We start from the raw sequence: 14,241 nt of genomic DNA on the forward strand, positions 1-14,241 counted from the left end.
CAGTACCCATTAATTAGTCTTAACTACTGAAGGGAAGTAAAAATGAAAGATAACAGCGCAACAACTTTAAGAAATAAAACTGGAAAATTATATCTACTTGGCATCGTTGCATTTTCAGGCTTGATTATCGGAATTACCTTTATTAAATTTCTGTTTTCCGTTTAATTTTGGGGTGTCAGGCTCAGCTGCTCAAGACTGAAGCCGTTGTCATTTACTAGGCGATTCAGAAGCGCCTGATATTTTTTGGGCTCTACCGTCTTGGTGCGGGAGAGAATCCAGAGATATTTTCTTCCGGGGTCGCTCACAGCGGCCAATTGGTATTCGGGATCGATATCGATTACCCAATAATCTCCCCAGACCATGGGCAGAAACCCAAGCCATGCTGGTGCAAAGCGAACCTCTAGAGTGGGGGAGGTGGAGTCACCAATCTGTCTTGCGGTTCCAAGTGCCTCACCTTTTTCTCCATTCTCAAAAGTGCAGCGATTAGTAACGCTCACATTGCCATCTTCCTTGATCTTATAGGTGGCATTGGTATCGGCTATACATTTTCTTTGAAACCAATTTGGAAATTTGGCAATCTCATACCAAGTACCTTGATAGCGTGGCACATCGAGTGATGCAATAGTTTTGATGGGCTCAACTGGCTTTTGGCTGCCTTGTGCAATCGCTGTAGTGTGAATTAAGCTAAAAGCCAGTAGGCTAGTAATAGAATAAGTGATTTTCATGATGCCTCCAAAGAAGAGAATGTTTCGGCTATAAAGATTTTAGTTGGGTTGTACACGACGTAATACGCTCTTCAGAGTTGCGTAATTGAATCAACTCATTTCCCATTTTATTGATTTTAAGCTGCCCAATTTGTGGATTAAAACGCATGATGATTTGATAAAAATCTTTTACCTCTAAGAGGTTAATCTTGGATTCCTTACCTTCATAGTACATTGCTGCATCGAGCGAACCCTTAGTAATTTCAATCTTAAGGGGGCTGCCATTCAGCGAGCATGATAGCGACTTATTTTGACTTTCTATGGCCTCTATTTTTGGAGCTTGAGAGTCACATCCCCATAAAACCAGAGTCAACATGAGACCGATGAATCTTGATCTAGTGTTCATGTTGACCGATTTAAAGATAGCGCTCAAGATAGTTGGGCGAGAGGAGAGACTCCGATTAAGTATTGGTGCAACCCAAATATGAAAACTACCCAAAGAATTACCCCAGAAGCAATGGTAATCATCGTTGCCTTTGTGCTGATTTCAGCCTGTTGAGGCATATGAATAGGGCGCTTTCTAGCGGAACGAAAATCCAGTACAGCCCACAGTAAAAAAGACCCAAATAGGATGAGATCTACTAAGGTGCCATTGGATATCAAATGCGCAAGTGCCCAAACTTTAACTCCCAAAATCATGGGGTGCTTGAGTTTGAGGCGAATCGCATTATTTGAAGGCGAGCTTCCTGCTAGGAAAATAAATGCGACTAGGTTAAGCGCTAGAGCGATATAAATGAGTAATGCATTGGGTTGCCACAAAACTAGTGTGTTTTGCCTTGCTTGACCATAGCCAATCACCATGATGATGAATCCAACCAAGGAGACGATGGTGTACAAACCTTTCCATTTCACTTCGCCGATGCGATCAATCATATGATTGCGCCATGACTCTGCAAAGATGCGGCAAGAGTGGCTGGCTAGAAAAATAATAAGGCCGATGAGGAATAAAGCCATGGAATGCTCCAAAAAGAAAATGGGGTTTAGGGTTTATGAATTTCTTGTTCGTTTGGTTTAATTCCGTAAGGCTCTACTAATGGCCAAATATGTTTTGGAATCATGGAGCCCATTTTTGCAGGCTGCTCTCTTCTGAGGTGAAGCACTGTTTCAATTGCTTTCATTTCTACGCGCGTTCTAGCAAACTCCAAGCCACGCGGGCCGACTTTAGGCATCAACCAACCCACAATGGGTCTTAACCAATTCGGCATTTTTCGCAAAGGGAGTCCACCAGCGGCACGCTCGACGTTTTTCATGAACCCCACTACAGCTGAATGCCGTTTACCAGCGCTTCCCGGTTCGGAGGTGCGTACTTCATCTCCCAGTAAGCCTAGCAATTCTTCGCCGCGTTGATTGCGAACAATGAGCCATTGTTCGCCCTGGCCCCCCATATAGCCCACCGTGATATCAGACAACACATTGGTGTAGTCAACACAGGTGCGGCAGGTTAATGGAAAGAAATCATTTGGCAAGGTGGAAAGTGGCAATTGCAGAAATGGAATCTCTCTCTTCTTGCCATTTTTAAAGCGAACCTCTACGTGGTAATCCGCCCTAAATTCAAGATAGTTAATCTCTTCTGGCTCTGAGCTAATCAGCGACAAGAAGTGATGAAAGTTCTCTGTCGTTGTATTGTCTGAACAGGGTGTACCAATGACATACAACTTTTCTAGGCCAAGCTCTTTTTCTAGTGCTCTTAAGGCGTATACCTGGCAGGGGATACCAATAACCGCTATTTTCTTGTAGCCCTTGGCAATAGCTGGCTCTAAGAGAGAGAGCAGTGGCGCATATCCCATTCTCATGCCACGACATTTAGCCATATCAGCTGCTTTATCGATGATGATAGGCAATGGCTTCCAGCGATCGTTAGGGTCTTCGGTCATGGTCAGAATGGCATCAACTGCGCCAGTCTCCAATAAGCGTTCGCCAATACGGGTGGTAATGCCAGTCCACTGTGCGCCTGTGCTCGGATTTTTTAATCCTGCGCGGAGCATCTTGGTGAATGGACCAAAATGGAGTTCATCTGGTCGGTTAAGGTCTCTTGGCCTGCCGTGAACCTGAGTTTCTAATTCGGGGTACTTGGGCTTGATAAATTGGCAGGCATCACCACAGCGTTTTGGATTGCTGCTGCGAGAGATGCCGCAGTCAGTACACAAACTACGATAGGGTGCTGTGTCTGTTGTCACGCAAGCCTTTAATAATCTTGATAGTTTAAGGGGCAAAGCTATATAGCTAAAGCTTCATAATCCATTTATTATGAACTGAGTATAGAGTATTTGCAGACCACTTTAATCCTCTTGGAGAATGAAATATGTTGCCAAATATCCCCCTAAAAAGACTCAATGGAGCCCAAGAAAATCTGCAGGATTATGCCGGCAAAGTTCTTCTCATCGTCAATGTGGCCAGTCGCTGCGGGTTTACACCGCAATACCGAGATTTACAGAATCTCTATGAAGAAAATAAGGCCCATGGCCTAGAAATTTTAGGATTTCCCTGCAATCAATTTGGGGCTCAAGAACCTGGCTCAGCTGAGGAAATTGGACAATTTTGCAGCGCTAATTATGGCGTGACATTTCCGATGTTTGAGAAGGTGGATGTGAATGGTGACGGCACCCATCCCTTATACGCATATTTAAAAGAGCATGCTCCAGGCATTCTGGGAACTGCCGGTATTAAGTGGAATTTCACTAAATTTCTGGTAAGCAAAGATGGTGAATCAGTCACACGCCTTGCATCTGCAGATGGCGCAAGCAAGATGTCGGCTGCGATCAAAAAACTGCTGTAGTTTTAAAGTGGCCTGATGAGTATTACTTCAAGCAAGTAGTACTCACTTCTTTTTCTTCTGTTCGGAATCTAGCCATTCATTGACATCGGGGAAAGCGTCTTGCACCTCTCCCATAAATTCTCGGACCATGTAATAAAGGCCAGCAATTAATAGGCTGAAAACAAAGATGGATACGAGGAGTAATGTTGTATTACTCATTTTTTACGATTCAATAATGCGGATAATTTGAAATAAATCCCAAAGCAAAATATTGAGGGTACCCAAAGCGCCGTGAAGATAGACTGCTCTCGATCTTCGACCACAAACCATAAATAGGCCGAGGTAAAGAAAGAAATCACCACTGCCATGAGAATGAAGTAATCTGATTTTTTAAACATAGTCACTCCTTCACTTCGTTATTAAAATAGTCGCCAATTCCGTAGCCAATTGCGCTGAGGAGGCATCCTATGATAGCGCAGCTACCCAATACGCGAATGCCGGAAGAAAGGCCAAAAGCGAATATTTCTATAGAAATGAAGTCCCACAAGCCCAAGGTAATCAATATAAAACTAATGGAGCTGATGAAGAACCCAAAAAATATTAAAACCTTTTCAATTAATTGCGGTAACTTAGTCAATTAGGCTACCGATTCCACGGGCTTAGTGGGCCAAGTAAAGTTGGCCATTGCCGCTATGGTGATGAAAAGCAGGATGATTTCTAGTAGATAGACGCCGCAATATCCCGTTGCTGGACTATTGAGGTCGGCACCGAAATAATTTCTGGAGGCCATGCCTGCCAAAATATCCCGAAATATTCCTCCTACACCTACCGCAATTCCGGCGGCAGTTGCTTGTACAGCTCCCCAGGCGCCCAATGCTAAGCCACTTTGATTTTCAGGAGCGTATCTCATGGTGGCAGTTAAGGTTCCATGACTAAATAGCCCGTTTCCAAACCCAATCAAGACAACGCCCACAATAAAAATGAGTGTGCTGTCTAAAGGTGCAGCTACGATCACCAGAATGAATGCGGGAATACCAATCTTTGCACCATTGCTAGCCATCTTAAAAGGGTCGTAACCAGCACTTAATACTTTTGAGGCAATGCTAAAGCCAAATAAACAGCCAATGGCTAAAGTGGCAGTTAACACGGTAGTGGCGCTTACACTCATATTGAGTAATTCACCGCCATAAGGCTCCAGCAAGACATCATTCATGCTAAAGGCCATCGTGCCAAAGCCAACAGCAATTAAGCGACGAACGGCTTGCCCACCTTCTTTAAAGGTAGCCCAAGACTCTTTAAAGTTTTGCTCTCTTGCTACTTGCGCTCTAGCGCGCGCTTCCTCGCGACTTTCTTGTTTCCAAAGTGCGATAGCGTTCAAGATAATCGTCACCACAGCACTGCCTTGAATCACTTGTATTAAGCGCCCTGGACTGTACTCTTCCAGTACTTGACCAAAAATAAGTGCGCTACCAATCATGCCGATTAATAACATCACAAACATCAGACCAACAATATTGGGTTGTGCTTTCGGTGGCGCAAGATCACAAGCTAAGGCAAGGCCTACTGTTTGAGTGGTGTGAATACCAGCGCCAACAAATAAAAATGATAGTGCTGCAGCAGCTAATCCAATCCATGCAGGCGCTTCACTGGCATTGCCTGCACCTGCTAAGACCAACAAAGCAAAAGGCATGATAGCTAGGCCGCCAAATTGCACCATCGTTCCCATCCAAATATAAGGAACCCGACGCCAACCGAGGGCGGATTTATGAGTGTCAGAGCGAAAGCCAATCAAGGCTCTAATGGGGGCAAAAATAATGGGTAATGCAACCATGATTGACACCAATGATGCGGGTACGTGTAGCTCCACAATCATTACGCGATTTAAGGTGCCAACCAATAGCACGAGGGCCATGCCTACCGATACTTGAAATAGGGATAGCCTGAGTAATCTAGCGAGCGGTAATTCAGCAGAAGCAGCATCTGCAAATGGTAAAAAGCGTGGGCCTAAATTAGCCCAAGTGCTGATTAATTTTTGACTAAAACGATTCATTTAAAAACGAGTTTAACTGAGCGATGCAGAAAACAAAAAAAATAAGACCCAGATCGAGAGATCCAGGTCTTATGAGTCAAGATAAAACTTATTTTTGCGCTGATGGTGCCGTAGGCGCCGCAGCGACAGTACCAGCTTTAGTAGACTTACCGCCTTCTAAAAAAGCCTTCACCCAAGTTGTGTTATTAAGTAACGCCAAATGAACTGAAAAGGAACCAATTGCTACCGCACCCAAAAATAATGGGATACCAACAGTTGGCTTTACTACTGTCCACATTTTTCCGTAGATCATCTTAAGCTCCTTAAATTACTTCAACCAAGGTGAATAGATGTAAGCAAGTAAATGGGCGAGTGCTGCAATCATCCCAAAAAATTGCGTACCTTGAATGAGGTTGCGATGTAACTCTTCCGCTTCCTCAACACTCAGACCTGTAAGAGTGTTATTTGTCATAGCTATGTCCTCTCAAATCTAACTACGTCGTGCAAACCCACACGAGGGTAATTAACCTTCTTTACTACAAGGTGAATTCTATACCTATGTGTACAAAAAAATATACACTTTCATTAGTAATTTCCCTTACCAGTCAATGTGTTGCGGTGCAAAATAAAACTCTAATGGCCATGAACTTCTATGTGATTTAATACGTGCTGTGGCTAAAATCAGGGCGTTTAACAGCGGAATTGAGGTTTTGGTGAGTTATAAAAGTGGCCTTTTTAGTGCTTTAAAAACTATATTTGAGATTGCTTGTGCTGCAATTGGGTTTGCAATGGCTTTATTGTTTGCTAAGCAACTGGATTTGGGAAACGTCCCCGGAGTATTTATGGGGCTCATGGGAGCAATCTTCGCCTTTATTCTTGCCCAGGGCCTCACAAGCTTCATTTTTCGTATACTGAGAAGAGATTAATTCGGGGCTTAACCCCATTAAACACAAGGATAGGTCATGAATAAGCAAGCTGAATCAAACCCAATAGATGCCAAATTTAAGAGGACTATGCTTTGGCTCAAATTTGCCATTGTTATATTCCCAATAGCATTGCTTGGCCAGATCTGGATTCTGTATCAACAGTATTCCTTTACTAATCTCGTTTTTGTACTGATTACGGCTTTTGCCTTGTATTCCACCATCGTTTCATACAAAAAATTTAAAGCCTACGAGGCTGCCGCAAAAAACCAGCAATAATCGATTCATATGCGGGTTTCCCCTAGGTGGGAAAGTAGAAATAGGTGTCAACCTTAATTGACATATTGTGAATCTAGAGGAAGAATCATTTCATGATTTTTCTAGATCCAAACAAAGCTATTTTTAAATAGCCGCTCGTATGCAAATACTCAATCTTGGTGTGAACCATCACACGGCTCCAATCGATATTCGAGAGAGCGTAGCTATTTCTCCAGGAGATTTGCAGGATTCACTATTGGATCTTCGGAATTATTTAAGAGGTTCTCATTCAGAATTAGTACCAGAGGTAGCTATCTTGTCTACCTGCAATCGCATGGAGATTTATTGCGCTGCGAATGATGCTGCATATCCAAGTCATCATTTGGAGGAGCGTGCTTTTGATTGGTTGACTTCTCAAAAGCGTTTGCGCGGCGATGTATTAAAACCCTATATTTATGCTGCAAAAGAGGCGGATGCCATAAAGCATGTATTTAGAGTCAGTTGCGGAATGGACTCGATGGTTTTGGGAGAGACTCAAATACTGGGTCAAATGAAAAAAGCAGTTGAATTTGCAGATCAAGCAGGTACCTTAGGGATATACCTCAAGCCTCTATTTAATAAAACTTTTTCAGTTGCCAAAGCAGTGAGAGCAACAACCGATATTGGCAAGCATTCGGTTTCAATGGCTGGTGCTTCAGTGCGTTTGGCTGAAAGAATCTTTGGCGACTTAAGTAACTCAAAGATTTTGTTTATTGGTGCGGGTGAAATGATTCAATTGTGTGCTTCACACTTTGCCGGTAAAAAGCCAAAACAGATTGCAATTAGTAATCGTACCGTTGATCGTGGCCATGAAATGGCCAAGGTTTTTGCTGAAAAAGGTTTAAAAACAGACTCCTTTCCTTTGCAATCTTTGCACTCACGCTTACATGAGTTTGATGTAATTGTTTCCTGTACTGCCAGTTCATTGCCAATCATTGGGATGGGGCTTGTTAAAACAGCTTTGAAGGCCAGAAATAGCAGGCCAATTGTATTGATTGATTTAGCTGTGCCGCGCGATATAGAGCCAGAGGTTAAATCACTTAAGGATGCCTATCTTTACTCGGTTGATGATTTAGGCGGTCTTGTGAATGAAGGCCGCAATATCCGAGAGCTATCGATGGCCGATGCTGAACTTATTATCGATAATGGCGTGAATGAATTTTTTCGGACCTTGCAAAAAAGAACCTTGGTGCCAATCATTCAGTCCCTGCAGACTACTGCGGGTCGACTCAAAGAAATTGAATTGGAAAAAGCAGTGCGGCGCATCAAAAGGGGTGAAGATCCCGTTGAGGTTTTGTCTATCATGGCGGAAGCTCTGGCCAATAAATTTATGCATGCACCTATTAATGCATTGCAAAATTCACCCAATAATGAGATCGAAGATTTCAAACGAATTCTCTCTAGCATTTACCCACCAAAATAATGATGGCCTGAAATATGCTCCAGGTAACTAAAGTACTTCATACGATTAATTCTTCGCAGGACTTAAAGCAGCTTGAGCAGTCTGAGTTGCCCCAACTGACTGAAGAGTTACGTGAATTTATTCTTCAGTCAGTTGCTAGTACTGGTGGGCATCTATCTTCTAATCTGGGAACAGTTGAGCTAGCTGTTGCCTTGCACTATGTTTTCAATACACCGGATGATAGAATAGTATGGGACGTAGGTCATCAAAGTTATGCGCATAAGATTCTGACTGGACGCAGAGAGGGAATGCCTACCTTGCGTCAGTTTGGGGGCTTATCCGGTTTCCCTAAGCGCTCAGAGAGTGAATATGATGCTTTCGGTACAGCACATTCTTCCACTAGTATTTCAGCGGCTCTGGGAATGGCGGTTGCCAGCAAAGTCAAGGGTGAAAAGCGAAATGTAGTTGCCGTGATTGGAGATGGCTCTATGAGTGCTGGCATGGCCTATGAAGGGCTGAATAATGCTGGTCTTGACAAATCCATTCCCTTAATCGTCATTCTGAACGATAACGAAATGTCGATCTCTCCTGCTGTTGGAGCCTTGAATCGATATTTAGCAAAACTCATTAGCGGTTCAATTTATGGAGCCACTAAAAAGGGCTTGGATAAGATGCTTTCCTATACTCCGCCTTTGCGAGAGTTTGCAAAAAGACTGGAAGGTCATGCCAAGGGAATGATTGGTCCGGCTACCATTTTCGAAGAATTTGGTTTTGACTACTACGGCCCAATTGATGGCCATAATTTGGATGATCTGATTGTTACGCTTAGTAATCTCAAAAAGATTGCCCAGACTGATGGCCCACAATTTTTGCATATCGTTACCAAAAAAGGAAAGGGATATGAGAGGGCAGAGCTAAATCCAATTGCATATCATGGGCCCGGAAAATTTAATCCTAGCGAAGGTCTAAAACCTTCTGCCCCAGGTAAAAAAACCTACACCGAAGTCTTTGGCGAATGGCTTTGTGACATGGCAAGGCAAGATGAGCGCCTCATTGGAATTACACCAGCGATGCGTGAAGGTTCCGGCTTAGTGCAGTTTGAGGAACAGTTTCCCAATCGCTACTTTGACGTAGGAATTGCAGAACAGCATGCGGTGACCTTTGCAGCTGGTATTGCTTGTGAGGGTCTAAAACCAGTTGTAGCTATCTACTCTACCTTTTTACAAAGGGGCTACGATCAACTGATACACGATGTCACTCTTCAGAACTTGCCGATTGTTTTTGCAATTGATCGAGCTGGCATGGTTGGTGCAGATGGAGCGACTCATGCAGGCGTATTTGATGTTCCTTTTTTGAGATGCTTGCCGAACCTAGTTCTAATGACGCCATCTAACCAAGCTGATTGTAGAAATATGCTGACTACAGCATTTAGTTTGAATGGTCCCGCAGTGGTACGTTATCCACGAGGATCTGGAGTGGGCCCAGAGGCATCGCAGACGCTTGAGGTCGTTGCGCTTGGAAAAGGGAAGATTGTTCGCCAAATGAAAAATGAGGCAGCCGTTGATCAAAAAATTGCTTTTGTTTGCTTCGGCCCATTGCTATACAGTGCGTTAGAGGCTGCAGAGGTGCTTGATGCTACTGTTGCGGATATGCGCTTTGTCAAACCCCTAGATGAAACATTGCTCTTGGATTTAGCGAAAAATCATGATGCCTTGGTCTTTGTAGAAGATAGCGCAATTCAGGGAGGGGCAGGTAGCGCCTGTCTAGAAGCTTTGTCAGCACATAAAATTCAGATACCCACCTTACAAATTGGCTTGCCCGATGAGTATGTTGAGCATGGTGATGTGAATGTGCTCTTAGATTTATATGGGCTATCCCCTAAGAAAATTTTGACTAAAGTGCAAGAGCATTTTCAAATATAAGTATCTATTTCATGTTCAAGCAAGAAAAAAAAGAGCCTGTACGTTTATCAAAAGAACAAAAGTGGATGTATATCGGTAAGCCTGTTGCCATTATCTTTGGCACCCTCAACCTTTTCATCCTAGTATTTTTCTTGATTTACTATTACCTCTAAATACGGAGCCTTAAAAGAGCTCTGATCTTAACTAACCCCTTTTTGGTTAAAGGTTCATTAAAACAATGTTAAACAAAAGAATGGTCATGCCATTGGTCTGGGGTTTAACAGTGGCGATACTGGGCGGCTTAGCAACCGATTTGGGGCCTTGGTATCACGCTTTAAAAGAGCCGTTTTGGAAGCCTCCAGATTGGGCATTTGGCCCCATCTGGTCTACTATTTTTGTTTTGTCTGGCGTTGCCTGGGTAGGTGCAAAACATTTGACTTCAGACACTACTATTCTGAGTCGTTTAAATATTCTATTTTGGCTAAATGCTTTTTTCAATTTGCTATGGAGTATTTTATATTTTCGCTTTCAAAGGCCGGATTGGTCTCTGTATGAGTCCCTGTTTTTATGGCTCTCAGTCCTTGCTATATTGCTGACGATCAGAAAAGTCTCGACTAGATATAGTTTATATATGTTGCCGTATTTGCTATGGGTTAGCATTGCTATCGTTTTAAATTGGGATACGGTTCGATTGAATGGGCCCTTTACCTAAAAATACGACTAGTATGTCAGTAGTGTATATAAAGATGAATTCATGACCCAACAACATCGTATTGTGATCGTAGGTGGTGGCGCTGGCGGCCTGGAGCTGGCCACTAAACTTGGCGATCGATATCACACCCGCAAGAATGCCTCCAAGAAGGTATCGGTTGTCTTGGTGGATAAGAATCGCACGCATTTATGGAAGCCAAAACTACATGAAGTTGCAGCAGGCTCTATGGATATGGCTGATCAGGAGCTTGATTACATTGCACAAGCACACTGGCACCATTTTGGCTTTCGGCTAGGTGAGCTGATGGGGATAGATAGGGTGAACCGTCAGATTCAGGTGGCCCCTTTTTATGATGACTCAGGTGAATTGGTCACTCCACTACAAGCGATTCCTTACGACACCTTAATTATTTCTATTGGAAGCTTGACGAATGATTTTGGAACTCCGGGTGTTGAGCAGTACGCTCAAAGGCTCGAGTCTCTTGTAGATGCAAAGCGCTTTCATTTGCGCTTGGTGAATGCCTGTTTAAGGGCGCAAACTCAAACTCAGGCTTTAAAACCCCATCAACTACAGGTAGTGATTATTGGAGCTGGGGCGACCGGAGTAGAGCTAGCCGCTGAACTGCATCGCACAACACGTGCTATTATTTCTTTCGGAATGGATAGGGTAGATCCCGAGAAAGATCTGAAGGTAATTTTGATTGAAGCTGCTCCCAAGATATTGCCTGCCCTCTCTACAAGAATCTCAGGCGCTGCTGAAAAGTTGTTGACAGACCTTGGGGTGGAGGTAATGACCGGTGCGAAGGTCCAGCAAATACAGGCTGATCGAGTCTGCTTATCCAACGGCGTAGAGATCCCTGCGGAATTAATTGTTTGGGCGGCCGGGGTTAAAGCGCCAGATTTTCTGAAAGAGATTGGCGGATTAGAGAGTAATCATGCCAATCAATTGGTAGTATTCCCCACCTTACAAACCACTCGTGACCCCCACGTCTTTGCTATGGGAGATTGTGCGGCATGTCCATGGCCTCAAGCCAATAATGGTAAAGGCGGTATAGTGCCCCCAAGGGCTCAGGCAGCTCATCAACAAGCCTCGCATCTGTTCTCTCAAATCAATCAGATTATTGATGGCAAGCCACTGAAGCCCTATCAATATCGTGATTTTGGATCTCTCGTATCCTTGGGTGAATATAGCAGCGTGGGTAGCATGATGGGTGGTCTGATTGGCGGCAGTCTGATGGTGGAGGGTTTGTTCGCAAAGCTGATGTATATCAGCCTATATAAGCTGCATCAACTTGCCTTGCATGGCTGGGTTAAAGTTGCTCTGGACACTATTAGTCGTTTAATCCATCGTAGAACGCATTCTATCGTCAAGCTTCACTAGGCTCAGCAAACTTTCTCTTGAGCGAGTAGTATTTATGCATATCACAAGCTTAAGAGTCTCAAATGAGTCACTACCAACCCATCAATTTCTCCGATAGAGTAGCGCTTTTCTTTACCAAAAGTATGCGGTTTTTTGCCGATACTTTTTTCCAAAAAAGATATGGTCACCGCGCAGTAGTGCTTGAAACCGTTGCAGGTGTTCCTGGTATGGTCTCGGGAATGTGGACGCACCTGACGAGTTTGCGCAAGATGAAAACAGGTTACGGCCCTAAGATCCGCACTTTGTTGGCTGAGGCAGAGAATGAAAGAATGCACTTAATGACTTTTATTGAGATTGCAAAACCAAATGCATTTGAGCGCTTTTTAGTGCTATTTGCTCAGGCAGTCTTTTGGAATGTGTTCTTTGTGATCTACGTTTTTTTCCCACGAACCGCCCACCGCATTGTTGGATATTTTGAGGAGGAGGCAGTGTATTCCTATACAGAATATTTACGTGAAATTGATAATGGAACATTGCCTAATATTCCTGCGCCAAAAATTGCAATTGACTATTGGAAATTATCTGCAGATGCCACCTTGCGTGATGTCGTGATCGCGGTTCGGGAGGATGAGGCTAATCATCGGGATGTGAATCATGAATTTGCTAGCGAATACGATCGGTAGTGTAGAAACTCGACCCTTCTTATCTGGCTAATCTAGTCTATCTTAAGAAAACAAATAAGCCAGTCACCGCAATGAGTCCATATAGGAGCAAGTAAATCTTGATATCCTTAAAAACAATTTCTCTTGCTATTTTTTTGTATTTCAAGAGATAGAGGTGATAAACAATTGGTGAAATCAATATCACACCAAATTCCAGGATCAGCTCTAGTTTTACGCCAGTCATCTATTTAATGTATTTGCTTTTTGAGAATATTAAAAAAGCAACGGATAAGATGCCGATGGCAAATAGAAGAAAAGAGCCCGTTTTCACAAACACTAGAAAGCCAATAATTACCAAGCCAAACGCGAATAATCCTAATTTATCTCTGGACATTGAATCGTTTCCATAGCAATTTAATCCGTTCTTGAATATTCTACTTATACAAGTAGAGGCCACTTTTTTACTCAGCAGTAATACCAGTAAGGCGAATAATTTCTACCCACTTTTTGTTTTCACTAATCATATATTGCCCGAAACTTTGTGGACTAGAACTTAGCGTGATTGAATTCCCAGCCTCTTCAAAGGTAGTCTTGAGTGCTTTGTTATTTAGCGCCATAGTAATGCCTTGAAATAAAGTATCGATTTTGTCTCGAGGTGTTTTGATTGGCGCCCACATACCAAACCATGACTCCTGAATAGTCAGTTCATTCTTCATAACCTCGTTGAGCGTTGGAACATCAGGTAATTGCAATATCCGATTTTTACTTGTGACAGCAAGGGCCCGAACCTTACCTCCTTTTATTAATGGTACTGCAGTACCTGCAATTGGAAATGCAAACTGTGTATCGCCTCTAAGTAAGGATGTTGCAATTTCAACAGATCCTTTTAATGGAATATGAACTACCTTTAAATTGTTTAACGTTACAAAAGTCGCTCCCGCAATATGAGCTGATGTTCCAATTCCACCTGATCCATAGTTCAGACTTCCTGGATTGGCTTTGGCAGCAGCGATAACATCTTCAACTCGTTTGTATGGAGAGTCTGCTGAAACTACCATGATCGTTGGAAAGGAGTACATATTGCTTATAGGGGCAAAATCCGTTAAAGGATTAATTGAAATTTCAGGCTTAATAATTTTTTGAATTAATTGAATATTTGACCCCAGCAACAGGGTGTAGCCATCTGGTGTTGATTGAGCTGTAAATTGCGTTGCAAGCACGCCGCCAGCACCAACTTTATTTTCAATAATAACGGTTTGTTTAAAAGTGTCCCCTAGGTATGGCACCGATTGTCTTAGTTGAATATCGGGTCCACCACCTGCTGCGTAAGGACAAACTATTCTGATTGGACTGCTTGGAAAGCTGGTCTGGCCAAATGCTATCAGAGGGTAAAGACCAATACCAGGAATGGAAATTAAAAATTCTCGACGCTTCATA

19 protein-coding genes are annotated in these 14,241 nt (G+C 43.1%); 8 read left to right on the plus strand and 11 right to left on the minus strand.

Annotated elements, in window-relative coordinates; translation table 11 throughout:
- Nucleotides 1-161 precede the first annotated feature (161 nt).
- The 4 genes from ICN44_RS09105 to ICN44_RS09120 are packed head-to-tail and all read right to left on the minus strand — an operon-like array spanning nt 162 to nt 2,941.
- Nucleotides 162-725: a lipocalin family protein gene (locus ICN44_RS09105; protein ID WP_216263623.1), complete on the minus strand. Its 564-nt coding sequence runs from the start codon at nt 723-725 to the stop codon at nt 162-164.
- 28 nt (nt 726-753) lie between these two features.
- Entirely contained in the window at nt 754-1,110 is a 357-nt protein-coding gene (locus ICN44_RS09110) for a hypothetical protein (protein ID WP_215283627.1), read from the minus strand.
- Between the two features lie 23 nt (nt 1,111-1,133).
- Nucleotides 1,134-1,718, minus strand: coding sequence for an NnrU family protein (locus ICN44_RS09115; protein ID WP_112294359.1), 585 nt, complete (start codon nt 1,716-1,718; stop codon nt 1,134-1,136).
- Between the two features lie 26 nt (nt 1,719-1,744).
- Nucleotides 1,745-2,941: a Coenzyme F420 hydrogenase/dehydrogenase, beta subunit C-terminal domain gene (locus tag ICN44_RS09120; RefSeq protein ID WP_370624894.1), complete on the minus strand. Its 1,197-nt coding sequence runs from the start codon at nt 2,939-2,941 to the stop codon at nt 1,745-1,747.
- Between the two features lie 125 nt (nt 2,942-3,066).
- Here ICN44_RS09120 and ICN44_RS09125 point away from each other — a divergent pair, with 125 nt between their 5' ends.
- On the plus strand, nt 3,067-3,540 hold the full coding sequence (locus ICN44_RS09125) for a glutathione peroxidase (RefSeq protein WP_216263624.1): 474 nt from the start codon (nt 3,067-3,069) through the stop codon (nt 3,538-3,540).
- Nucleotides 3,541-3,582: 42 nt separating this feature from the next.
- On the opposite strand, the gene ICN44_RS09130 is transcribed toward ICN44_RS09125, so the two are convergent.
- The 5 genes from ICN44_RS09130 to pufB all read right to left on the minus strand — a co-directional run bounded on the left by ICN44_RS09130 (nt 3,583) and on the right by pufB (nt 6,020).
- Nucleotides 3,583-3,738, minus strand: coding sequence for a hypothetical protein (locus ICN44_RS09130; RefSeq protein WP_158525978.1), 156 nt, complete (start codon nt 3,736-3,738; stop codon nt 3,583-3,585).
- The gene (locus tag ICN44_RS09135; RefSeq protein ID WP_112294362.1) at nt 3,735-3,917 is read right to left on the minus strand and encodes a hypothetical protein; all 183 of its coding nucleotides are present in this window, start codon (nt 3,915-3,917) and stop codon (nt 3,735-3,737) included. The genes ICN44_RS09130 and ICN44_RS09135 overlap by 4 nt, the downstream gene beginning before the upstream one ends.
- A 239-nt stretch (nt 3,918-4,156) precedes the next feature.
- Complete coding sequence (locus ICN44_RS09140; protein ID WP_215294424.1) at nt 4,157-5,569, minus strand: PucC family protein; 1,413 nt, start codon at nt 5,567-5,569, stop codon at nt 4,157-4,159.
- A gap of 88 nt (nt 5,570-5,657) precedes the next feature.
- Nucleotides 5,658-5,861 carry a light-harvesting protein gene (locus tag ICN44_RS09145; RefSeq protein ID WP_215294425.1) on the minus strand — a complete coding sequence of 68 codons (204 nt, stop codon included), beginning with the start codon at nt 5,859-5,861 and terminating at the stop codon, nt 5,658-5,660.
- 15 nt (nt 5,862-5,876) lie between these two features.
- Nucleotides 5,877-6,020, minus strand: coding sequence for a light-harvesting antenna LH1, beta subunit (pufB, locus tag ICN44_RS09150; RefSeq protein ID WP_112294365.1), 144 nt, complete (start codon nt 6,018-6,020; stop codon nt 5,877-5,879).
- A gap of 490 nt (nt 6,021-6,510) precedes the next feature.
- On the opposite strand from pufB, the gene ICN44_RS09155 reads away from it, so the two are divergent.
- From ICN44_RS09155 to ICN44_RS09185, 7 genes are all read left to right on the plus strand, one after another.
- A complete protein-coding gene (locus ICN44_RS09155; RefSeq protein ID WP_216263625.1) occupies nt 6,511-6,750 on the plus strand; it encodes a hypothetical protein in 240 nt (79 codons plus the stop codon).
- 139 nt (nt 6,751-6,889) lie between these two features.
- Nucleotides 6,890-8,191, plus strand: a complete 1,302-nt coding sequence (hemA, locus tag ICN44_RS09160) for a glutamyl-tRNA reductase (protein ID WP_216263626.1) — start codon at nt 6,890-6,892, stop codon at nt 8,189-8,191.
- Between the two features lie 14 nt (nt 8,192-8,205).
- Nucleotides 8,206-10,092, plus strand: coding sequence for a 1-deoxy-D-xylulose-5-phosphate synthase (gene dxs / locus ICN44_RS09165; RefSeq protein WP_216263627.1), 1,887 nt, complete (start codon nt 8,206-8,208; stop codon nt 10,090-10,092).
- 11 nt (nt 10,093-10,103) lie between these two features.
- Nucleotides 10,104-10,244 (plus strand): hypothetical protein, encoded by a 141-nt coding sequence (locus ICN44_RS09170; protein WP_216263628.1) that lies wholly within the window; start codon nt 10,104-10,106, stop codon nt 10,242-10,244.
- An 86-nt stretch (nt 10,245-10,330) separates the two neighbouring features.
- On the plus strand, nt 10,331-10,783 hold the full coding sequence (locus ICN44_RS09175; protein WP_255537556.1) for a TspO/MBR family protein: 453 nt from the start codon (nt 10,331-10,333) through the stop codon (nt 10,781-10,783).
- A 42-nt stretch (nt 10,784-10,825) separates the two neighbouring features.
- Nucleotides 10,826-12,163, plus strand: a complete 1,338-nt coding sequence (locus tag ICN44_RS09180) for an NAD(P)/FAD-dependent oxidoreductase (RefSeq protein ID WP_216263630.1) — start codon at nt 10,826-10,828, stop codon at nt 12,161-12,163.
- Between the two features lie 62 nt (nt 12,164-12,225).
- Nucleotides 12,226-12,825 (plus strand): alternative oxidase, encoded by a 600-nt coding sequence (locus ICN44_RS09185; protein WP_216263631.1) that lies wholly within the window; start codon nt 12,226-12,228, stop codon nt 12,823-12,825.
- Nucleotides 12,826-12,862: 37 nt separating this feature from the next.
- On the opposite strand, the gene ICN44_RS09190 is transcribed toward ICN44_RS09185, so the two are convergent.
- Together ICN44_RS09190 and ICN44_RS09195 are read right to left on the minus strand one after the other, a co-directional pair.
- Nucleotides 12,863-13,048, minus strand: coding sequence for a hypothetical protein (locus tag ICN44_RS09190; protein ID WP_216263632.1), 186 nt, complete (start codon nt 13,046-13,048; stop codon nt 12,863-12,865).
- Nucleotides 13,049-13,265: 217 nt separating this feature from the next.
- Nucleotides 13,266-14,240: a tripartite tricarboxylate transporter substrate binding protein gene (locus ICN44_RS09195; RefSeq protein WP_216263633.1), complete on the minus strand. Its 975-nt coding sequence runs from the start codon at nt 14,238-14,240 to the stop codon at nt 13,266-13,268.
- Nucleotide 14,241: the final 1 nt, after the last annotated feature.

The sequence above is a fragment of the Polynucleobacter sp. JS-Fieb-80-E5 genome (assembly GCF_018882015.1).
Classification (GTDB): domain Bacteria; phylum Pseudomonadota; class Gammaproteobacteria; order Burkholderiales; family Burkholderiaceae; genus Polynucleobacter.